This is a genomic window from Bacteroides sp. RCH18 (assembly GCF_058231005.1).
Map to the genome: position 1 here is coordinate 492,242 of NZ_JBIPTC010000001.1, position 22,628 is coordinate 514,869.

Sequence of the window (22,628 nt, forward strand, 5' to 3'; positions counted from 1 at the left end):
CCCAGTTCTGAAATGTCTATCCTCATTTAAACCGCGAAGTAAAAACGAAGTATCAACGTACAAATATAAAATAATGAATCGAATTAATGCGAATAAAAAGCCAGATAAGATGATCATTCTTTTGTTTTTTTCTATTCTGTCATTGATGGCACTTTCCCAAAATGCAGAAAAGAAAATTACAATTCAAAACAAAAATATCTCTTTAAAAGAAGCCTTTGAGCAAATAGAACTACAAACAGACTATAGCATAGCTTACGAACAGTCAAACCTGAACCTGAAAAAGAGGCAATCATTGTCGTTAAAGTCCGCAAGTATAGAGAAGGCATTAACACAAATATTGAAAGGTACCGGATACACATACAAAATAAAGGGATATCATATTATTATCTCTTTGCCGGCCCAAAAAACAGAAACAATCGACGAAAAGACACAAAAACTGACGCAAACTATAAGAGGAATCGTAGTCGATTCCAAAACCAATGTTCCGATAGAGTATGCCTCCGTCTATATATTAGGGGAACCTTCCTTGAACAGCTCCACAGATAGTCTTGGAAACTTCAGAATCGGCAATGTTCCTATTGGCCGCTACAATATCCAGGCGTCTTTTACGGGATATCACACAAGCATAATCAGTGAAGTATCCGTAACTTCATCCAAAGAAGTATATGTAGAAATCCCGATGGACGAGAATATCCAATACCTGGCAGAAGTCCTCGTGAAACCGGAAATAAAGAAAGACCGGACGATCAATCCTATGGCTATCACAGGTGGCCGTATGATCAGCATGGAAGAAGCCGGCAGATTTGCCAACGGCTTCGATGATCCTGCACGATTAAGTGTCGCTTTCGCAGGAGTAGCGGGAGACATCGGCACCAATGCCGTAGCCATTCGCGGAAACTCCCCGCAATTCACACAATGGAAGCTGGAAGGAATCGAAATACCTAATCCGACCCATTTTGCTGATTTGTCGGGATTAGGCGGAGGTTTCCTGTCAGCTCTGAGTACACAGGTGATCGGAAATTCGGATTTTTATAACGGAGCTTTTCCCGCAGAATATAACAATGTATTATCGGGTGTTTTCGATATGCACCTGCGCAATGGAAATAATCAAAAGTACGAACACGCTTTTCAAGTCGGACTAATGGGTATCGATCTGTCATCAGAGGGACCAATCAGTAAAAAGCGAGGAAGTTCTTATCTCGTTAATTATCGTTTTTCTACTACATCACTGGCTACCAGCAATGACCTGAATCTTAAATATCAGGATTTAGCATTCAAGCTAAACTTTCCGACCTCCAAAGCCGGCACCTTTTCTATTTGGGGATTAGGTCTGATTGACAGGAACAAAGCTCCAATAGAGGAGCGTTCCAAATGGGAAACTCTGGGAGACCGGCAATCGGGAGAAAACAGGCTCGAAAAAATGGCAGGAGGGCTGGCACACAAGTATGTGATAAATGAAAACACGTATGTCCGTTCTTCCCTGTCTGCCACTTATTCCAAAGATCATACAGTGGTAGATCAACTAGCAGATGACAAACTAATCAGAGTAGGAGATATCCGGAACAGCAGGTGGGACTTCGTTTTTAATTCTTATCTGAATACGAAGTTCAGTCCGAGACATACTAACAGAACGGGAGTTACGATTACAAACCTTCACTATGATCTTGATTATCAGGTCAGCCGTTATTTCGGATTAAACAGACCTATGGAGCAGATTTCAAAAGGCAATGGCGAAAGCACAGTCTTTTCGGCCTATAGCAGTTCGGTTATCAATCTGAATAATAACTGGGTCACCAGCTTAGGAGTAACAGCCCAATATTTTACTTTGAACAATAACTTATCCATCGAACCACGGGTTGCCCTAAAATGGAAAATAAATCCGAAACATTCTTTGGCGTTAGCCTATGGGTTGCATAGTCGCAGGGAAAAGCTGGATTATTATTTTGTAGAAAAGGTTGTCAACGGCAAGAACCAGTCAAACCGATATCTGGATTTTTCCCGAGCGCATCATGTAGGGATGACATACGACTGGAATATCAATCAAAACCTGCATTTAAAGATAGAGCCTTATTTCCAATATTTACTTCGTATACCGGTTGAAAAGAACTCCTCCTTCTCGGTCATTAACCATGAGGAATTTTATTTGGACAGAATCTTGACCAACACTGGTCAAGGCAGAAATTATGGAATAGACATCACGCTGGAACAATATATGAAAAATGGCTTCTACTATATGATTACAGGTTCTTTGTTTAAATCGAAATATAGGGGAGGAGATAACGTTTGGCGTAATACAAGACTGGATAAAAACTATCTGCTGAACTTGCTTGCCGGAAAAGAGTGGATGGTCGGCAAACTTAAACAAAACGTACTGAGTCTCAACGGACGTTTATTCTTTCAGGGAGGGGAACGCTATACACCTGTAAACGAAGAAAGAAGTCAGGCAGAGCATGACATCGTTTTTGATGAAACGAAAGCATACAGTAAAAGATTCAGTCCTTCCATAAACGGTGACGTTTCTATCAGCTTCCGGATAAATAAGAAAAGAGTATCTCATGAGTTCTCATTGAAGATTCTGAATGTAGGTATGCGCACCGGAATGCACTTTTACCAATACAATGAAAAGACCCTTAAAATTGAAGAGAAAGAAGGAACAGGGTTAATTCCCAATATAAGTTATAAGATTTATTTCTAGACAAACTAAAATCCTAAATGTCTAAAAGTAATCATTATGCTCTGTCATTCAGACCTCCCGTTACCAAGAGAAATGTTCTGAATGACAGAAACTCTTATGTACAATGACTTTCGGTAATTATGATATAACAATCCAGAATTAAAAAAAATCCTAATCAGTAATATTGGTATAACTTTCTGTAATTTATATACTGCAAAAATCAATCACTCTGCTTAAATTTGCATCGGTTAAAAAGCATAAGATTCGATTCTAATGAAATTGAAAATAATTAAGATATAACTACTATAAATTGAAAATCTAATAAATTTATGTTGCGTACTATCAGACTTACAGCCGCAATCGTGTGTTTCACACTTATTACCCTGCTGTTCCTTGATTTCACAGGAACATTGCACACATGGTTCGGATGGCTGGCGAAAATTCAGTTCCTGCCGGCAGTATTAGCCTTGAACATAGGTGTAGTGCTATTCCTTATTGTGCTCACATTACTATTCGGGCGTATTTATTGTTCGGTCATTTGCCCGTTAGGAGTATTTCAGGATGCTGTTTCATGGTTCTCCGGCAAACAGAAAAAGAACCGCTTCCGTTATTCTCCGGCTTTAAAATGGCTGAGATATGGTGTATTGGCCGTATTCATCCTTGCCTTGGTTGCCGGACTGAATGCTTTTGTCGTTCTACTGGCACCTTACAGTGCATACGGCCGGATGGTTTCCAGTCTGCTGGCTCCGGTATGGCAATGGGGAAATAATCTCTTGGCATATTTTGCCGAACGGGCAGAAAGCTATGCTTTCTATGAAGTGGATGTCTGGATGAAAAGTCTTTCAACGCTGATCATTGCTGTGATTACACTTATTGTACTTTTTGTTTTGGCATGGCGTAACGGACGTACTTATTGCAATACCATTTGTCCTGTCGGCACCGTATTGGGATTCATATCACGATACTCCATCTTCAAGCCTGTGATCGATACTTCCAAATGTAATAGCTGCGGATTGTGCGCACGTAATTGTAAAGCATCCTGTATTAATGCCAAAGCCCATGAAATTGATTATAGCCGTTGTGTCGCTTGTATGGATTGCCTGGGAAAATGTAAGCAAGGAGCTATTAAATATACCAGACATATTCAAAAGAAAGAAGGGGTTAATACGGAAACGGTTAAAATAAAATCTGTAACCTCGGAACAGATTGACAATGCCCGTCGTAGTTTTCTTTCGGCATCGACTATTTTCGCTACTTCTACCATACTGAAAGCACAGGAGAAAAAGGTAGACGGAGGATTGGCAGCCATTGAAGACAAGAAGATTCCCAACCGGGAGAATCCGATTTATCCTCCCGGATCATTAAATGCACGCAACTTTGCCCAACATTGTACTGCCTGTCAGCTATGTGTCTCTGTTTGTCCTACTCAGGTATTACGTCCATCCGGTAATCTGGCAACTCTCATGCAACCGGAAATGTCCTATGAGCGTGGTTATTGCCGTCCGGAGTGTGCCAAATGTGCGGAAGTATGCCCTACAGATGCCATTCATCTGACCAGCCTGGCAGAGAAATCCGCCATCCAAATCGGGCATGCTGTATGGATCAAGGAGAACTGCGTACCGCTGACTGATGGAATGGAATGCGGCAACTGTGCCCGCCATTGTCCGGCAGCCGCTATTCAGATGGTAGCTTCCGATCCCGAAATAGCGGACTCACCGAAGATTCCGGCAATCAATGTCGAACGGTGTATTGGTTGTGGTGCTTGCGAGAATCTTTGTCCATCCCGTCCTTTCAGTGCCATTTACGTGACCGGACATCAGATGCACAGAATTGTATGATTTAAATCAGAACAAGATTATGGAAGAAAAAAATAAGAAAGACATAAACAGAAGAGATTTTATCAAAATCGTAGGTATCAGTGCGGCTACATCGACAGCGATACTATACGGATGCTCGTCAAAAGGCACTTCTTCATCAAGCAGTGCATCGGCAGAAGGGGAAATTCCTACCGACAAAATGACTTACCGCACGTCTCCAACAACAGGCGACCGCGTGTCACTTTTAGGATACGGCTGTATGCGCTGGCCTCTCAAACCGGCTCCCGACGGTAAGGGTGAAGTGATCGATCAGGATGCAGTGAACGGATTAATCGATTACGCCATCGCTCATGGAGTAAACTATTTCGATACATCTCCGGCCTACGTACAAGGTTTTTCTGAGAAATCCACAGGAATTGCGCTAAGCCGTTATCCACGTGATAAATACTTCATTGCTACCAAACTATCCAACTTCTCTCCGGATACATGGTCACGCGAAGCTTCCCTCAAAATGTATCATAAATCTTTTGCAGACCTTCAGGTGGACTATATCGATTATATGCTGCTTCATGGCATCGGTATGGGTGGAATGGACGCCCTTAAAGGACGATATCTGGATAATGGAATGCTTGACTTTTTGATAAAAGAACGTGAAGCAGGTCGCATCCGCAATCTCGGATTCTCCTATCATGGCGACATCGAAGTATATGATTATCTGCTTTCCCGACACGATGAGATAAAGTGGGATTTCGTACAAATACAGCTTAACTATGTGGACTGGGAGCATGCGAAAGAGACAAATGCCCGGAATACCGATGCCGAATATCTGTATGGTGAGCTACATAAAAGGGGGATTCCATCCATTATCATGGAACCGCTTTTGGGAGGTCGCTTGTCTAAACTGAATGACAATCTGGTGGCACGCCTCAAACAACGCCGTCCGGAAAGCAGCGTAGCTTCATGGGCTTTCCGCTTTGCCGGAACGTTCCCCGATATATTGACTGTATTAAGCGGTATGACGTATATGGAACATTTGCAGGATAACCTGCGCACTTATTCTCCATTGGAACCGCTGACTGATGAAGAGATGGATTTTCTGGAAGACACAGCACAGTTAATGCTGAAGTATCCTACCATCCCTTGCAATGACTGCAAATATTGTATGCCATGTCCGTATGGCCTGGATATTCCGGCTGTCTTATTACATTATAACCGTTGTGTCAATGAAGGCAATGTTCCTAAAAACGGACAGGATGAGAATTATGTCAAAGCCCGCCGGGCATTTCTTGTAGGATATGACCGCAGTGTACCTAAACTCCGTCAGGCTAGTCATTGCATCGGATGTAATCAATGCGTACCCCACTGTCCTCAAAACATAGATATACCCAAAGAACTGCACCGGATTGACCAATTTGTAGAACAACTGAAACAAGGAACCTTATAATGGAAGAATTAATCAACTTATTACACTCGGGAGGATATTCCTGTGTGATTGCCAATGGAGACAACATACGTACCTTTACCCAACGTGGCGTAGCGGATTTATATGATTTGCTGACACAGGAACCGGATTTCCTGAAAGGAGCTTCGATAGCCGACAAAGTAGTAGGGAAGGGGGCTGCCGCCCTCATGATTTTGGGAGGTATCCGGGAACTTCATACAGACATCATCAGTTCGAAAGCGTTGGATTTATTACGAAGCTCGGATATAAAAGTCCATTTCGTACAAGAAGTACCTTTTATATGGAATCGTGATCACACAGGCTGGTGTCCGGTAGAAACGATGTGTAGCGAAGAAGAATCGGCAGAAGCCATATTGCCGCTGATTCGTGATTTCCTCGAAAAAATAAGAAGTGGTAAAAAGTTGCAGGAGAAATAAAAGCGCGAAACAGAATATGAAAACAAATACAGTTTGTTTGTTTTTGTTCGGCAGCCTGCTTTCCATTTCAGGAATGGCACAACCCGGAAAAGACAGCACACAAGTCAAAAGAAACTATACTATCGACGAAGTCGTAGTTACCGGAACACGGAACGAGACGGATATTCGTCACCTTCCCATGACTATTTCAGTAGTAGGAAGGCAACAAATAGAGAAGAGATATGAACCTTCGCTTTTGCCGCTATTGACGGAACAGGTTCCCGGATTCTTTACTACCAGCCGTGGTATCATGGGATATGGTGTATCCACAGGTGCGGCAGGTGGCATGAGTCTGCGTGGTATCGGAGGCAGTCCGACGGCAGGTTTATTGGTTTTGATCGATGGACATCCGCAATATATGGGATTGATGGGACACCCGATTGCGGATGCATATCAGTCTATGTTGACAGAGAAAGTGGAAGTCTTGCGCGGCCCTGCCTCTGTACTCTATGGCTCAAATGCAATGGGCGGAGTAATCAATATAGTCACCCGCAAACAGCAAGATGAGGGAGTAAGAACGAATATGCAGATAGGGTATGGCTCATACAACACTTTGCAGACGGAATTTTCCAACCGTGTAAAGAAAGGACGTTTCAGCAGTATCGTTACCGGTTCTTACAATCGTACGGACGGACATCGTCCCGATATGGAGTTCGAACAATATGGAGGATACGCGAAGTTAGGATATGATTTCAGCTCTTCTTGGAAACTCTGGGGAGATGTAAATGTAACCCATTTCGATGCTTCCAATCCGGGAACGATACAAGTTCCACTTATCGACAATGATTCGCGTATTACACGTGGTATAACCTCGCTTGCCTTGGAAAACCATTATGAGAAGACATCAGGAGCTTTGAGCTTTTTCTATAATTGGGGACGGCATAAAATCAATGACGGATATAAAACAGGAGAACAGCCGCAAACATCACACTTTAATTCTAAAGACAAGATGCTCGGCATTTCCTGGTATCAGAGTGCTACGTTCTTTACAGGCAATCGTCTGACGGTAGGATTTGACTATCAGCACTTCGGAGGCGAATCATGGAACAAAGTCTTGGTTACCGGAGAGCGGAAACCGGGAGTAGACAAGCAAATGGATGAATTTGCAGGATATGTCGATTTCCGTCAGGATATAAATAGCTGGTTGTCATTGGATGCGGGTGTTCGTGTAGATCATCACTCTCATGTAGGTACTGAATGGATTCCACAGGGAGGACTGGCTTTTCATCTTCCCAAAAGTGCAGAACTTAAAGCGATGGTGAGCAAAGGATATCGCAACCCTACCATCCGGGAAATGTATATGTTTGCTCCTGCCAATCCGGAACTGAATCCGGAAAAACTGGTCAGTTATGAACTTTCCTATTCTCAACGGTTATTGGAAGGAGCCTTATATTACGGGTTGAACCTGTATTATATTAACGGTGACAATATTATTATGAGCAATGGCTTGACACCTCCGCTGAACGTCAATTCCGGAGAAATAGAAAACTGGGGAATTGAAGCGAATATCGGTTATCGGTTTAATTCTCATTGGAATGTGAATGCCAACTATAGCTGGTTGCACATGGAGAATCCGGTTCTCGCCGCTCCTGAACACAAATTGTATGTCGGAGCAGACTATACCGCAGGTCGCTGGACTGTATCGACAGGAATGCAATATATTAAGGGACTTTACACTTCTGTAATCGTTAATAATAAAGGCACCAAGCAACAGGATAGTTTTGTTTTATGGAATCTGCGAGGAAGTTATCGTGTTTGTAATTTTGCCAACATCTTTGTGAAAGGTGAAAACCTGTTGGCACAACGTTACGAAATAAATGCAGGGTATCCCATGCCCAAGGCAACATTCATGGGTGGTATTAATTTGAATTTCTAAAAGAATAAAGATATGGAAACAACAGTAAAACTCTATTCACTGAATTACAGTAATGTGAAGACCTATTTGGCAGCCTCGTTATTCATCGTTGACAATATCCTTTTTCCTAGGCTCTTTCATCTCATTCCACTAGGTGGATTAACCTGGCTACCTATTTATTTCTTCACTCTGATCGGTGCTTACAAATATGGCTGGAAGGTCGGTTTGCTAACTGCTATCTTGTCTCCAGTCATAAACTCTCTGCTCTTTGGTATGCCAGTGCCCGCAGTATTGCCTGCCATCCTATTGAAATCCGTATTATTAGCTATCGCCGCCGGATGGGCTGCGCAACGCTTCGGACGCATTTCTATCCCTGTATTAGCAGGAGTAGTTTTGTTTTATCAGATCATCGGAACATTGGGAGAGTGGATGTATATAGGAAATTTCTACAATGCCGTCCAGAACTTCCGCATCGGTATTCCCGGAATGTGCCTGCAAGTATCAGGAGGTTATTTGCTTATTAAATACTTGATACGTACGTAAATAATGTTTCTAATCATAAAATAATAAGCAGCTTTTTCTGCAAAGAAAAAGCTGCTTATTATTTTATTCATCTGAATCATCTTCTATAATACTGGAAGAAGAAATACTATATTCCTTAGCATATTGACTCGGACTCATCTTATATTCTTTCTTGAATACTTCCCGGAAATATTTGGATTCTGAAAATCCACACATCTCCGAGATTTCAGTAATATTATACTCACCTTCTTTTAATAGCTGCGTAGCACGTTTCAGCCGGGTCGTTTTTATCAATTCCTGAGGAGATAGTCCTGTTATTGCTTTCAGTTTATAATAGAAACGTGTACGGCTCATATTATGCAAATCGTTGAGAACTTCAACAGAAAAGGCAGGATTATTGATATTGTCTTCTATCGTTTTTTTCACAGCCGATAAAAATTGCCAGTCAAGGCTATTAGTACATTTCGCTAAAGGAGTCTTAACCTCTATATCTATTTCCAAATTCGCATATTTGCTGCGCAATAATGCCCGATTCGCCAATAAATTAGCAATACTGGCTTTCAGGATTCTTATGCTGAACGGTTTTACAATATATTCATCAGCACCAATATCCAGACCATCGAGAATATTCTGTTCTTCACCCAAAGCAGTAAGTAGCAAGACAGGAATATGTGATGTTTCAATATCATTCTTAATAGTGGAACACAGTTCGTCACCCCGCATTTCCGGCATCATAATATCGGATAGAATAAGCTCCGGCCAGAATTCTTTTACAATGATCAATGCTTCCTTACCATTACCGCAAGCCTGTACATTATACATCGGTGATAATGAATTGACCAGATAAGCACGTAGTTCATCATTATCCTCGACAATAAGAATACGTTGCAGATTCTCATCGTTTGTCTTTTCCGCCGCTTCGGATATAACCGGAGCATCCAGTACAGCTTCCTGTCTGCCAGTTTTTTCCGGATCTATCAGGTTCGAGTGACGGAAATGCTTATTACCCTTCGGGAAAACAACAGTGATAGTAGTGCCTTGTTGTTCAACACTCTCTATATTTATCTTACCACTATGAAGGTGCACCAATTTATCAACCAGCTTTAGTCCGATTCCACTACCGGTTATCTTTGCATTAATAGCATTTGTACCCCGGAAGTGCATCTTAAGCAGTTTACTCTGTTCGTTTGCCGGAATGCCTATTCCCGTATCTTTGACTTCCAGCTTCCATGAGTCTTTAGTCTCAGAAATAGATACGCTGACTATCCCATTTTCTGGAGTATATTTTAACGCATTGGAAATCAGATTTTTTAAGATAGAATCCATCTTATCTTTATCAAACCATACATTCAGATAATTAAAGTCACTCTTATAAGTAAAATCAATATGCTTGATATTGGCATACGAACGAAAACTATTACATATCTCATTCATATACGTGTTCAGTTCATATTCTGAGATACGCAATTCGGAAGAATAAACATCAGCCCGTTCAAAGTTGATTAAATTAGTGCTCAACCGTAAAAGGGCATTCACATTTCTCAATGCCGTATTAATACGCTGCGAACCGATCTCTGTCAGTGTTTCTTCCTCAACAAACTCTTCCAAAGGAGCCTTTATCAGCGTAAGCGGAGTGCGGATGTCATGAGCTGTATTAATAAAGAAATGTGTTTTCTCATCCGATATCTTTTTCTGCTTTTTCAGAATCATTATCCGGAAAGCAATGCTGAAAACAAAGACAATCAGAAGCATATATATGAATATAGCCCAGCCATTTAGCCATACAGGTTGCGATATGATAATTCCAACTTGCCGTTCTTCGAAAACGATACTAGGTTCTTCCTTCGATATGGCACGTACATAAAGTTTATATTTGCCGGGACTTAAATTGGTAAAACGAATTAAACTATTGCCACTCAGTTGTACCCATTCATTATAAGAAGAGCCTTCCAACCTCCAATAATAAACTGAATGAGAAGGAAAATCATAGTTGATGGAAGAAACACGAAACGAAAAAGTATTCTCACCATATTTAAGTCTCAACACATCAGTCTTATCAATGTCTTTCTCTAAAGGAGAATCTTTTTCTCCCGGATAAATCGGTTGATAGGAAATATGAAAATCGCTGAATATCATTTTCGAATATTCATAATCCGGCAACTTTATACCTGCCGGAAATTCAACTGCCCCATCAACACTGCCAAAAACAAAATTATTATTTTTACGTAACGCACCGGAAGTTGCATTAAAACAAGCAGACATCATTCCCTGTTCGCGACTCCAGTTATGAAATGATCTCTTTTCTATAGAAAAGCTGGTAATTCCATTTTCCGTACTCATCATTATCTGTCCGTTCATTTCCGGAAGAATCGTATAAATACTGTTAGATACAAGTGCCGAATTATCAGCGTAATAGTGTTCAAAACTCATGTTTCCAGGATCATATATAAGTACTCCCGAGCCGTTTGTACCGATATACAGTAATCCGTCATTGGCCTGATAAAGAGTATTGATGTATATTGATTCCACAGGCATTAATATATACTGATATTCACCGGAATTCCGGTTAAGCAGAAAAAGTCCAGTAGCTGTCCCCACCCACATGAAATTAGTATCTTTTTCCTCAATCGCCGTAACAGTATTGACTCCGGGATACAACCGGACAGTATTTTTTCTAGGATCAATACATTTTAGATTGTAATACCCTCCCGACCATATATATCCTTTTGAATCTTTAATCATATCCCTGATATACTTATCCGGACGTATGTTGACAGAGCTAAGAAGAAAAGGCGAAAAGTACTCTACAGACAATGTTTTCTTGTTAATCTTATAAATACCCGACGTATATCCTCCTGCCCAGATAACACCCGGAGAAACTTCGCATAAAGTAATGAAAATATGGTTCTTATCTTTCAGCTGCTTATCATAAGAACTCAGAAAAGAATGCCATTGACCGGTTTTTGAATCCTGGAAACTTATCCCATTACTGGTTCCAAACCATAAATCTCCTTCACTATCTTCAATAACCGCATGTACCTGATCATTGACGATAGACTGCTTATTACCGATAGAATGCTTTATCCAACGATAATTCTTATAACGGAAATCGACTACTGTAATTCCTGCCGGGTAATTGGCAAGCCAGATTCTTTTTTCTTCATCAATATAAATATCGGTTATATTATTTCCATTCATCTCATTATAACTTTCGTAGTTTGCCACAATGAACGGAGAGGTATTACAAGTATTTACATCAATTTTGTGTACTCCCATTCCTTCCGTAGCAACCAATAGTTCCTTTTGATTCAACGGTCTGATATGAGTAATACTCACATCACCCAACTTCGTATCTGATTTGATAATTTGATGAGCAGACATATCATAGGCAAAAGTACCATCACTAAAAGTTCCTACAAAAAGTCTGTGAAGCTGAGGATGGAAATAGAGACCGTTAATTTGCGTATAGACATGATCAAGCACATCTAAAGGAATGACTTTCAAAGCTTCGTTTTCAAACTGAGTATACCGGACCCCCATTTCTGTTGCTATAAAGAAATGAGTGTCATCAGCCTGTTCTACTACCGTAATATTATCTTCCAACAAATTAGGAAGCCGCATAACCTGAGTAGTCTTAGTATTATACAACAAAATAGAATCTTTGCCGCATAACCATAAATTGTTGTTACGGTCCAAATAACCGTAACTGATGGCATCAGTGACTTTCGGTGACTTATAGACCATCGTAAAACGATCATACTTTTCTTCATACTGGAAAATACGTCCTTTTTTTCCAATGACCCATATCCCGCCTTCTTTATCAGCATACAGCCATCCGAGATGTATTTCGGAACTCAATTGTTTGTTTTCTTCGATAAGTTTATAGTGCTTTATATCCTTACCGTTATATCGGTCCATACCCTCATTAGTAAGAAACCACATATATCCTTGGTGATCCTTCTGAATATTGTATATTCTCCGATTGCTCAAACCATCCTCTACTCCAATATGTTTGTATGTTTGTCCATATGCCATTAACGGCAGTAATAATAAAAATAGTATAATATTCCTCATATAAATAGTTGTATTTAAAGTAGTACTATGGTCTATCTCCAAATAATAGTTAACAAAATAAATAAAAAAGGACGAGATAATCAAGTAAAATGTTCAACAAAACATTTTTATTTCCATAGTTAATTATTCGTTGGTTGAAATATTATACTTTTGAACGATATCAGTTTAAAATATGCAACTAAAATACTACTTTCAGCTGAGTTTCTTTTTATATACCCATGCACTTAATATAAAATAGATAACTGCCTGAATCCATAAAGTAATATATTCGGGCCGGATATCAGCCATACTTGCTCCCATTGAGTTCAACTTCACAAAGGCGAGTGTAGCAGGTGCTGCCGGAAAAATATAATGAGCAACTTTCCAATACCAAGGCATCAGCTCCATCGGATAGGAAACACCGGAAAGAAAAATCAGTCCTACCGAGAAAAAGGCAATCATAAGCAATGGTGCTTCCGAATCAGTGAAATATCGGGAGGCTGCCAGCCCCAGAAAAGAGGTCGCCAGCAAGTAGGGGATCATCATCAATACAATATACAATCCGTTTCCAATATTGGGAATACTAAAGAAATGAGGAAGCAACCCTAATAGAAAGAATGAAAAAACAGCATACAAACTACAGTAGACAAACGTTTTCCCTGATACAATACGTATAGCGACTGCCCAGCTTTTTCCGAAGGGAGTATAAGCAAGGATGCCTTTTGTCATATGCTCTTCTCCGGTCAGCATACCAATGACCATCAGTAATGTCTGAAAAATGATAATGACCATAACGGCCGGAATCAGATAAGATCCATATCCTTCCGTATAGTTATAGAGTGCGGTTCCCACTACATTTACAGGCTGTGCCATAGCTACCGCCAATAATCCCTGAGGAGGCAGAAAGACTGCTCCGTCCGGACGATATTTATCATTGATAGCCAGCATCACACGTGAAGAAGCTCCTTGTAAGGCTTCAAAATAGAGAAAAGCATCGGTAGTGGCATACAGAGAAAACACGGCTTCATCTCCACGAAATACCCGTTCCTCAAAATCATGAGGGAGATATAAAATACCTTGTACTTTTCCAGCTTTCATCCATTCCTTAGCTTCGTGATAATCCATAGCCTGATCATAAATTTCCGCTTGAGGCGTAGCATCCAGCCATCGGATGAAGTTACGGCTCAACTCGCTATGTGAGTTATCGACTACGGCAACCGGGACATCCGTCACAATATTGGGGGCATACATATAATTATAGAGCAATCCGTATACGAAGATTCCACCCATCAATACTAGTAATACAGCATAGCTGGTACTGATAGCCAGATATTCACGTCGGATGATGAACGATAACTGTTGTAACTTATTTAATTTTTTCATATTTATGACTTTCTATGGCACGTTTCAGATGAGGAAGCAACACTAAAGCCAGCAACGGAAAGATACATAGTATCACAACCGATGGCCAAAGGTGGATAAAACCACTCCCCTCGTAGAGCATATTTTGCATCATTTCCGTAAAATGACGGACAGGAAAAAGATAGGAGGCATCTCGTACCAAAGGATACATATTGGTCACCGGAAAAGTGACACCGGATAAAGTAGCTCCCAAAGAGCCGACCATGGAAACAATACTTATGATCAGAGAGATAGCCGGAAATAGCGAAAACAGGAATAATCCCAATGCCTGTGTTGCCACGACAAAAAGCGCTGTCAGCATATTCATCAATAACCAGCTTCCTTGAAAAGGAATATGCAGAATGCCGAACATCACATAATTTGCCAGACATCCTATCAAAATAAAGATAATGGTGTAGGGGAGTAGTTTTCCTAAAACAGCCGTTACCATATTTCCTTTGGCAACAAACAGCCATTCATCGGCAGTGCGAAATTTAATCTCAATTCCGACTGCATATACAGTAATGAGTAAAATCAATACCTGAAACAAGACGAAGAAAAACGGTTGGCTCAGATAAACCGAATAATCCAAACTCGGATTGTATATAGGGTGATTGCTGGCTTGTACGGGCAACAGGAATGTAGTGATCCTGTCTTGTTCCACTCCGAGAGCGACAGCTTGCATCACAATGGGAGAGAGCGACACAGGAGCCAGCGACGTTTCGAAAGCAGCCATCAATTCGCCACCTACCGAAAGCAACGCATAATGATAATAATAGGAGAGAGTCGCATTCTTTCCCGAAATAGCATCTTGCTCAAATTTGGGAGGAATGGAGAGATAGCCATAAATTTCTTTCTTCTGTACGGCCTTTCGGGCAGCTTCCTCATTCACAAAATGCCTTGTCACTTTAAATGTTGGCACAGCAGATATATTTCGGGCGATTGCTCGTGAAAAGGCAGTATTGTCCTGATCGACAATACCGATGGGAATGTTTTCCATCTGCCCGTTGCCGAAGATTGTTGCCATGAAGAAAAGGGTAAATAGCGGCAGGATGATACACACACCCAGATAAAGGCGTCGTGAAGTCATCCGTCGCCACTCCCTGAGCAGCACGGAACGAAAAGGAGAATATGTTTGTGATAAACTCATTCTATCATTCATTTAATGTCAGTAATACGGACATACCGGGGCGCAGGTCATCCACTTTCTGAGTGGGACGGGCATGGATCTCGAAGGTTCGTAAGTCATAACTTCCGGTCTGCTTCGTTGATTTCCAAGTAGCAAAACTTCCTAACGGACTGATATAATAGATTTTAAACTCAATACCTTTTTTATCGATGGCAGGCACATCCGCAACAAAGGTGCCCTCCATCTTAAATTGTGGCATCAAGTCCTCACGCACATTGAGAACTACATGAATATCGTCCATGACAACCAGGTTCATAATAGGAGTTCCCGGCGCAACCAATTCCCCACGTTTAGGAAAGATGGTAGCTATCTGACCGTTTTCGGGTGCTGTCAGCCGAGCATCGACCAATAGTGCCGACACTTCTTCCACCGTACTTCTGGCAGCATTCACCATACTGGCGGCAGATTCTTTATCTTCTTTCTGTGCACCGTCTACCGCCATCTGATATTGTTCATAGGCTGCCCGTTCGGCTGCAACAGCAGCTTTATACATAGCTTCCACTTCATCTTTCCGCTGGGAAGTGACAACACTGTCTTTATATAAGGTAAGAATACGGTTATAAGTTGTTTTAGCCAGTGTAAGATCACTTTTTGTTTTGTTCCATAGCTGCAGCGCGGTAGCAACAATCTGTCGGCGGGTACCGGCATCTATTTTCTTGTTCTGCTGTACGGCTACTTGCTCCAATGCATTCACCTGCTGATACTTGGCATGTATTTCGGGGCTGTTGATCACAACGAGAGTATCTCCTTGACGTACCCAGTCACCTTCCTGAACCAAAAAGGTATCGATACGTCCGGGAAGTTTCCCGCTAATACGGATTTCTGTCGCTTCTGCCTGCCCTTGCAGGACGAGCGGTTGTTTGTGCATCAATATTATTCCCAGAGCAGTAAAAATACCGACTGCCAGCATAATAATGACGAATGCCCATGAAAGGGTTCTACTAGTTGGTTTCATTGTTTGTTACGGTTTAGGTTGATAGTTTACAAATTGTTCCGGTGTGCCGCAGAGTGAAAGAAGATTCATCAATGCCACATCATATTCATAATATGCTGCCAGACGAGCCACTTTTACATTGGCAAGCATGGTTTCAGCATCAATCACTTCGGTAGAGGTTGCCATCCCTTCAGTAAAGGATTTCTTTCGGATACGTACCAGTTCTTCACTCAGTTCGATGGTCGCATTCAGCGCTTTTACGTTATCCTGAGCTTTCTCCAATTGTGTATAGAGTTTATCCACTCCGACAGCAAGATCATCGCGTGCTTTCATTTTCCCTAAAGCCAGCGTTTGGTGGGTTAGCTTTGATTGCCGGATCTTCTTTTCCCGATCCAGTCCGTCAAAGAGATTCCATGTAAAACCGATCCCCACCATGGTACGCGGTAGTAAATTGCTTTGAATGCCATGCGAATAGAGGGTCTGTTTTCCAAAAAGGGCTATATTCGGCAAGTATCCGCTTTGGGCAATCCGTACTTCCTGTTTGGCGATATGTTCTTGCAGCTGCAGTTGATTAAGCATATAGTTTCCACTATTGACCGACATATCAAAAAGCATTTTGGGTGGTAACGAATCATTCATGAAAAGGGGAGAAGTAGGAACGATATTCTCATCCGTATCTTTTTTATTCAACAAAACTTTCAAGGCACTTTGCACCACTGTTTCTTCCTTTCGTGCAGCTTCCAATGCCCGCTTTGCTTCATCCATATTCACTTGGGCAAACAGTCGTCCTGCTTTGTCTATCATTCCGGCAGCTTCCAGTTTCAAAGCATTTTCATAATGCTTTTGCAGACCTTTATAAGTTTCTTCACGCACCGCTACGACCTGTTGTGCCAGTCGCAGACCATAATAACTTTCCGCCAACAGGTTTTGCTGGCTTGCAGCAGTCTGTGCACGATTCTCTCGCGCCAGATCCACCATTGTCCGACCAATATTTGTTGCACGAAATCTTTTTCCTCCGGAAAAGAGCACCCATTCTGCTGACAGATCAACAGTCGTCAAGTTTCTCGGAGTTAGTGGAAAGACAAGAGTATTGGCTCCTATTTTATCCAGAATAGCTGAGATTATCTGGTCATCCGGAATAACGGAATGTACAAAGTCTTTTGCCGGATCAGTAAACTGAGACAGTGGCTGCTTCACTTCAATCTTCTCAGACATATGCACAAATGCACCTGTAGACTGCAAGGTAGGATACCAAAAAGCATTGAGCTTGTCACGTTCTGCCTTGGCAATCTCTATCCCTTTATCAGCTATCTTCAAGCTCTGATTTCCCTGATTAAGCAGGTGCAACGATTCTTCGAAACTTAGCGGTGTCTGTGCATTTGTCCGAATGACGAAAAAACACAAAGCCCATAGTACAAAAAGTATCTTATTTTTTTTCATGCTGGTTAGGTTAAATCTAAAATTGAGACTTTCTAACAGATGAGAGGACGGGTTTGTTCACTTTAACAAACAGAGAAAGAATCTTAAAAAAATGTTCTATATTTAAGATTAGACAAAGAATAGCTCCGTACATGTTTCATCAAACAGCAGAAATAATGTATAAAAGCATGTAACAATATGCAGAATTTCAACACGTTTTTGCATATATATTATCGGATTATACAGAAAAAGAACGTTATTTGAGCTATTTCCTTTTAAAGGAACGACTCCTTGGTTTTAAACCAACGGGACATTGGTCGGTGAGGAACGTTCTGCTCCCTTAAAAGGAATGAATAAAACACAAGTGAAACAGGTTATTTGTTCCGGATACGACTAAAATCTCAATCATTTCAATCTTTCAGATTGAATCAGTTAGTAAGCATACAATTAACTTATCGTTAGCATAAACTGATAAAATCGAACATATTGACAAGAAGTAAGTCCAATAATATTAAGTTCTGAAAATATCTGATTAGAAATCCAGAGGATTTTATCGAATCATTTTATTTCTACCTGTATATTTTAAATTGTACAGCAATCGAATATACGATTTTTCATATCCGATTCTTTTTCTCATCTGGAATAGAAATTATAATATAGATTTTCCTCTACTAAAATTTGAAGAAATTTATTTGAGATATAAAAATTATGTTTACCTTTGCATCACCATTTCATAAGGCTTTTATGAAAGATACAAGTAATGCGGTAGTAGCTCAGTTGGTAGAGCATTAGCTTCCCAAGCTAAGGGTCACGAGTTCGAGTCTCGCTTACCGCTCTACTGAAAAAACAGGTAGTCAGACAATGACTATCTGTTTTTATATTTTTACAAGAGTTCTTTTAACTCATTTTCTTGATATTTTATGTATCAGATAAATACCATAAAATCCCAGTAAAGCAGAAATGAATATTAGGAATAGTAGTCCAATAACAATAAATTTCTTCATCTGAGTGAAATCCATAGATATACTCTTCCATGACACCAAGTAAAGTGACTATAATAGTAACTATAAATGGATAAATCAGTCACATAAGGCGGTATAAAGAAAATAATGCGAGAAGAATAGGGCAGTTCGTTCCTTTTTCGTATTTTTGCACCCTGTTTTAACATCCAAGAAAACTTAAATAGAAAAATATAATGGCAAAAGAACTGAAAGACCTCACCAAACGTAGCGAAAACTACTCACAGTGGTACAACGATTTGGTGGTAAAAGCTGATTTGGCAGAACAGTCTGCCGTACGCGGATGTATGGTGATTAAGCCTTACGGATACGCAATTTGGGAAAAGATGCAACGTCAACTGGACGATATGTTCAAGGAAACCGGACACGTGAATGCTTATTTCCCATTATTAATTCCAAAATCATTCCTGAGCCGCGAAGCAGAACACGTAGAAGGTTTCGCTAAAGAATGTGCCGTAGTGACTCATTACCGTTTGAAAAATGCAGAAGACGGCTCCGGCGTAGTAGTAGACCCTGCTGCCAAATTGGAAGAGGAACTGATTATTCGCCCTACATCAGAAACAATCATCTGGAATACATATAAAAACTGGATTCAGTCTTATCGTGACCTGCCTATTCTTTGTAATCAGTGGGCAAACGTTTTCCGTTGGGAAATGCGTACCCGTCTTTTCCTGCGTACTGCCGAATTCCTGTGGCAGGAAGGACACACCGCTCATGCCACACGCGAAGAGGCAGAGGAAGAAGCAATCAGAATGCTGAATGTATACAGCGAATTTGCTGAGAAATACATGGCTGTTCCGGTAGTGAAAGGTGTAAAATCCGCTAACGAACGTTTTGCTGGTGCACTCGATACTTATACCATTGAAGCTATGATGCAGGATGGAAAAGCATTGCAAAGCGGTACATCTCATTTCCTCGGACAGAACTTTGCCAAGGCATTTGATGTTCAGTTTGTAAATAAGGAAAATAAGATGGAATATGTATGGGCAACTTCATGGGGTGTTTCTACCCGTTTGATGGGTGCTCTGATTATGACTCATTCCGATGATAACGGTCTGGTATTACCTCCACATCTGGCTCCGATTCAGGTAGTAATCGTTCCTATCTATAAGAACGACGAGCAACTGAAACAAATCGACGCGAAAGTGGAAGGCATTGTTGCCAAACTGAAAGCACTGGGCATTTCTGTGAAATATGACAATGCGGACAACAAACGTCCGGGCTTCAAATTCGCAGATTATGAATTGAAAGGTGTCCCTGTTCGTCTGGTGATGGGAGGACGTGACCTCGAAAACAATACAATGGAAGTAATGCGCCGCGATACACTGGAAAAAGAAACTGTGACTTGCGATGGCATCGAAACATATGTTCAGAAACTGCTCGAAGAAATTCAGGCAAATATCTACAAAAAAGCATTGGATTACCGCAATTCTAAAATCACGACTGTAGATACTTACGAAGAATTTAAAGAGAAAATCGAAGAAGGCGGCTTTATCCTGGCTCATTGGGACGGAACAACCGAAACTGAAGAAAAGATTAAAGAGGATACAAAAGCAACGATTCGTTGTATCCCATTCGATTCATACGTTGAAGGTGATAAAGAACCGGGTAAATGTATGGTAACGGGTAAACCTTCTGCCTGTCGCGTCGTTTTTGCACGTTCTTATTAAAAACACATATCTATTTCAATAGTAAAAGAGTCAGATTTTCAAAGTTGAGAATCTGACTCTTTTTTTATCCATTTCAGTTTTATTTCAGAAATATCCCTTTTCTTTGTAGACAGTAATAAAGAAAGGAGAAGATTTTATGAAGATATTAATTGTAGAAGATGAACCCTCTTTAAGAGAATTGATACAACGTTCGTTGGAAAAAGAACGTTATGTCGTAGAGACGGCTGGAGACTTCAGCAGTGCATTATACAAAATAGAAGATTACGACTATGATTGTGTCTTACTGGATATTATGCTGCCGGACGGGAACGGCCTTGACCTTCTCGAACGCTTGAAAGCTCTCCACAAACGGGAAAATGTGATTATTATCTCTGCCAAAGATTCGCTGGAAGACAAAGTACTGGGACTGGAACTAGGCGCTGACGATTATTTGCCGAAACCATTTCATCTGGCAGAATTAAATGCGCGGATCAAAAGTGTAATCCGTCGGAATCAACATGATGGAGAAATCGATATCCGTCAGGGAAATGTAAGGATAGAACCTGACAAGTACCGGGTGTTTGTTAACGAACAGGAGCTGGAACTGAACAGAAAAGAATATGATATCCTCCTTTATTTTATAAATCGTCCCGGCCGTCTGGTCAATAAAAACACACTGGCAGAATCGGTATGGGGAGACCACATCGATCAAGTGGATAACTTTGACTTCATTTATGCACAAATCAAAAATCTTCGCAAAAAATTGAAGGATGCAGAAGCAAATATTGAAATCAAGGCCGTTTACGGATTCGGCTATAAACTGATTGTAGAATAATCGAAACCAGAAAGGACCATCCATGAAACTTATATATTATATCATTCTTCGCATCACCCTGGCTCTGACTCTTATCCTGACTGTCTGGGCAGTCTTTTTCTATGTTACGATGATCGATGAAGTCAACGATGAAGTGGATGATTCACTGGAAGATTATTCGGAAACAATCATTATCCGCGCATTGGCAGGAGAGGAACTTCCCTCCAAAAACAACGGTTCCAATAATCAATATTACCTGAAGGAAATAACCAAAGAATATGCAAAGAGCCAGGAAGATATCCAATATAAAGACTCCATGGTATACATTGTAGAAAAAGAGGAAACAGAACCGGCACGTATCCTGACCACTATCTTTAAAGATGACGAAGACCGTTATTACGAATTGACCGTATCCACTCCCAGCATCGAAAAAGATGATTTGAAAAGTGCGATTCAGGTCTGGATTATTTTCCTGTATGTAGCTCTGTTACTTTGTATCATCATCATATCCGTATGGGTATTTTATCGCAATATGCGACCGCTGTATGTACTGCTTCATTGGCTGGACAGCTATCAGACCGGAAAGAAAAACAAACCTCTGAAAAACGATACACGGATCACGGAATTCCGCAAACTGAATGATGCGGCCGCCCGTTACGTAGAGCGAACAGAACAAATGTTCGAACAACAGAAGCAATTCATCGGAAACGCCTCACATGAAATTCAGACACCGCTTGCTATCTGCCGCAATCGGCTGGAAATGCTGATGGAGGACGATTCTTTGTCCGAGAACCAGCTTGAAGAGTTGATGAAAACCCATCAGACACTGGAATATATCACCAAACTAAACAAATCTCTGTTGCTGCTATCAAAAATAGATAACGGTCAGTTCACCGACACCAAAGAGGTAGACTTAAACGTACTCCTCAGGCAATACCTGGAAGATTATAAAGAAGTCTACGACTACAAAAACATAGAAGTAAGTATAACAGAACAGGCAAATTTCCATGTGACCATGAACGAGTCTCTGGCCATTGCTTTACTGACAAACCTGTTAAAGAACGCATTCGTGCATAACGTAGACGAAGGACATATCCGGATTATCATAACCAAACATAGCATCACCTTCCGAAATTCCGGAGAGAAGCAACCACTGGATGAGACTCACATCTTTGAACGTTTCTATCAAGGACACAAAAAAGAAGGATCTACCGGATTAGGGTTGGCAATAACCGATTCCATCTGCCGTCTGCAACAGCTGAACTTGCGATATTACTTCGAACAAGGAGAACATTGTTTCGAAATCTCCAGTAAGAACCAGAAGTAAAACAACTGATAAAACACATCTGCCATCCAGAACAAAAT

14 protein-coding genes and 1 tRNA gene are annotated in these 22,628 nt (G+C 40.9%); 10 read left to right on the forward strand and 5 right to left on the reverse strand.

Features of this window, described 5'->3' with window-relative positions; translation table 11 throughout:
* The first annotated feature begins 73 nt into the window (after positions 1 to 73).
* The 6 genes from ACHLI0_RS01785 (at position 74) to ACHLI0_RS01810 (ending at position 8,806) form a co-directional block, all read left to right on the forward strand.
* Complete coding sequence (locus ACHLI0_RS01785; protein ID WP_490748327.1) at positions 74 to 2,695, forward strand: carboxypeptidase regulatory-like domain-containing protein; 2,622 nt, start codon at positions 74 to 76, stop codon at positions 2,693 to 2,695.
* A gap of 308 nt (positions 2,696 to 3,003) precedes the next feature.
* A complete protein-coding gene (locus tag ACHLI0_RS01790) occupies positions 3,004 to 4,512 on the forward strand; it encodes a 4Fe-4S dicluster domain-containing protein (RefSeq protein WP_490748328.1) in 1,509 nt (502 codons plus the stop codon).
* Positions 4,513 to 4,531: 19 nt separating this feature from the next.
* The gene (locus ACHLI0_RS01795; RefSeq protein WP_490748329.1) at positions 4,532 to 5,935 is read left to right on the forward strand and encodes an aldo/keto reductase; all 1,404 of its coding nucleotides are present in this window, start codon (positions 4,532 to 4,534) and stop codon (positions 5,933 to 5,935) included.
* The gene (locus ACHLI0_RS01800; RefSeq protein WP_008761597.1) at positions 5,935 to 6,369 is read left to right on the forward strand and encodes a DUF1893 domain-containing protein; all 435 of its coding nucleotides are present in this window, start codon (positions 5,935 to 5,937) and stop codon (positions 6,367 to 6,369) included. Before ACHLI0_RS01795 ends, ACHLI0_RS01800 begins: the two co-directional genes overlap by 1 nt.
* Positions 6,370 to 6,385: 16 nt before the next feature.
* A complete protein-coding gene (locus tag ACHLI0_RS01805) occupies positions 6,386 to 8,284 on the forward strand; it encodes a TonB-dependent receptor plug domain-containing protein (protein WP_490748330.1) in 1,899 nt (632 codons plus the stop codon).
* Positions 8,285 to 8,296: 12 nt separating this feature from the next.
* A complete protein-coding gene (locus ACHLI0_RS01810) occupies positions 8,297 to 8,806 on the forward strand; it encodes an ECF transporter S component (RefSeq protein ID WP_258972807.1) in 510 nt (169 codons plus the stop codon).
* Between the two features lie 63 nt (positions 8,807 to 8,869).
* Here the strand turns inward: ACHLI0_RS01810 and ACHLI0_RS01815 are convergent, their stop codons facing one another.
* The 5 genes from ACHLI0_RS01815 to ACHLI0_RS01835 form a co-directional block, all read right to left on the reverse strand.
* Positions 8,870 to 12,859, reverse strand: coding sequence for a hybrid sensor histidine kinase/response regulator transcription factor (locus ACHLI0_RS01815; RefSeq protein WP_490748331.1), 3,990 nt, complete (start codon positions 12,857 to 12,859; stop codon positions 8,870 to 8,872).
* Between the two features lie 192 nt (positions 12,860 to 13,051).
* Positions 13,052 to 14,221 (reverse strand): ABC transporter permease, encoded by a 1,170-nt coding sequence (locus ACHLI0_RS01820; RefSeq protein ID WP_055217844.1) that lies wholly within the window; start codon positions 14,219 to 14,221, stop codon positions 13,052 to 13,054.
* Positions 14,205 to 15,389 carry an ABC transporter permease gene (locus ACHLI0_RS01825; protein WP_225679474.1) on the reverse strand — a complete coding sequence of 395 codons (1,185 nt, stop codon included), beginning with the start codon at positions 15,387 to 15,389 and terminating at the stop codon, positions 14,205 to 14,207. Before ACHLI0_RS01825 ends, ACHLI0_RS01820 begins: the two co-directional genes overlap by 17 nt.
* A 4-nt stretch (positions 15,390 to 15,393) precedes the next feature.
* Positions 15,394 to 16,383: an HlyD family secretion protein gene (locus ACHLI0_RS01830; RefSeq protein ID WP_011107544.1), complete on the reverse strand. Its 990-nt coding sequence runs from the start codon at positions 16,381 to 16,383 to the stop codon at positions 15,394 to 15,396.
* A gap of 6 nt (positions 16,384 to 16,389) precedes the next feature.
* Positions 16,390 to 17,802 carry a TolC family protein gene (locus tag ACHLI0_RS01835; protein WP_234117809.1) on the reverse strand — a complete coding sequence of 471 codons (1,413 nt, stop codon included), beginning with the start codon at positions 17,800 to 17,802 and terminating at the stop codon, positions 16,390 to 16,392.
* A 741-nt stretch (positions 17,803 to 18,543) separates the two neighbouring features.
* Between ACHLI0_RS01835 and ACHLI0_RS01840 the strand changes: the two genes are divergently transcribed.
* From ACHLI0_RS01840 to ACHLI0_RS01855, 4 genes are all read left to right on the forward strand, one after another.
* Positions 18,544 to 18,616, forward strand: a tRNA-Gly gene (locus ACHLI0_RS01840).
* A 360-nt stretch (positions 18,617 to 18,976) separates the two neighbouring features.
* The gene (gene proS / locus ACHLI0_RS01845) at positions 18,977 to 20,470 is read left to right on the forward strand and encodes a proline--tRNA ligase (protein ID WP_008761590.1); all 1,494 of its coding nucleotides are present in this window, start codon (positions 18,977 to 18,979) and stop codon (positions 20,468 to 20,470) included.
* A 136-nt stretch (positions 20,471 to 20,606) separates the two neighbouring features.
* Positions 20,607 to 21,284, forward strand: coding sequence for a response regulator transcription factor (locus ACHLI0_RS01850; RefSeq protein ID WP_490748332.1), 678 nt, complete (start codon positions 20,607 to 20,609; stop codon positions 21,282 to 21,284).
* Positions 21,285 to 21,306: 22 nt separating this feature from the next.
* Positions 21,307 to 22,590, forward strand: a complete 1,284-nt coding sequence (locus tag ACHLI0_RS01855; protein WP_234117811.1) for a sensor histidine kinase — start codon at positions 21,307 to 21,309, stop codon at positions 22,588 to 22,590.
* Positions 22,591 to 22,628 lie beyond the last annotated feature (38 nt).

What these genes read in the sequence shown, in the direction of transcription:
- ACHLI0_RS01785 (WP_490748327.1), top strand. Translation starts at nt 74, where the DNA reads ATGAATCGAATTAATGCGAATAAAAAGCCAGATAAGATGATCATTCTT.
- ACHLI0_RS01790 (WP_490748328.1), top strand. Translation starts at nt 3,004, where the DNA reads ATGTTGCGTACTATCAGACTTACAGCCGCAATCGTGTGTTTCACACTT.
- ACHLI0_RS01795 (WP_490748329.1), top strand. Translation starts at nt 4,532, where the DNA reads ATGGAAGAAAAAAATAAGAAAGACATAAACAGAAGAGATTTTATCAAA.
- ACHLI0_RS01800 (WP_008761597.1), top strand. Translation starts at nt 5,935, where the DNA reads ATGGAAGAATTAATCAACTTATTACACTCGGGAGGATATTCCTGTGTG.
- ACHLI0_RS01805 (WP_490748330.1), top strand. Translation starts at nt 6,386, where the DNA reads ATGAAAACAAATACAGTTTGTTTGTTTTTGTTCGGCAGCCTGCTTTCC.
- ACHLI0_RS01810 (WP_258972807.1), top strand. Translation starts at nt 8,297, where the DNA reads ATGGAAACAACAGTAAAACTCTATTCACTGAATTACAGTAATGTGAAG.
- ACHLI0_RS01815 (WP_490748331.1), bottom strand. Translation starts at nt 12,859, where the DNA reads ATGAGGAATATTATACTATTTTTATTATTACTGCCGTTAATGGCATAT.
- ACHLI0_RS01820 (WP_055217844.1), bottom strand. Translation starts at nt 14,221, where the DNA reads ATGAAAAAATTAAATAAGTTACAACAGTTATCGTTCATCATCCGACGT.
- ACHLI0_RS01825 (WP_225679474.1), bottom strand. Translation starts at nt 15,389, where the DNA reads ATGAGTTTATCACAAACATATTCTCCTTTTCGTTCCGTGCTGCTCAGG.
- ACHLI0_RS01830 (WP_011107544.1), bottom strand. Translation starts at nt 16,383, where the DNA reads ATGAAACCAACTAGTAGAACCCTTTCATGGGCATTCGTCATTATTATG.
- ACHLI0_RS01835 (WP_234117809.1), bottom strand. Translation starts at nt 17,802, where the DNA reads ATGAAAAAAAATAAGATACTTTTTGTACTATGGGCTTTGTGTTTTTTC.
- proS (WP_008761590.1), top strand. Translation starts at nt 18,977, where the DNA reads ATGGCAAAAGAACTGAAAGACCTCACCAAACGTAGCGAAAACTACTCA.
- ACHLI0_RS01850 (WP_490748332.1), top strand. Translation starts at nt 20,607, where the DNA reads ATGAAGATATTAATTGTAGAAGATGAACCCTCTTTAAGAGAATTGATA.
- ACHLI0_RS01855 (WP_234117811.1), top strand. Translation starts at nt 21,307, where the DNA reads ATGAAACTTATATATTATATCATTCTTCGCATCACCCTGGCTCTGACT.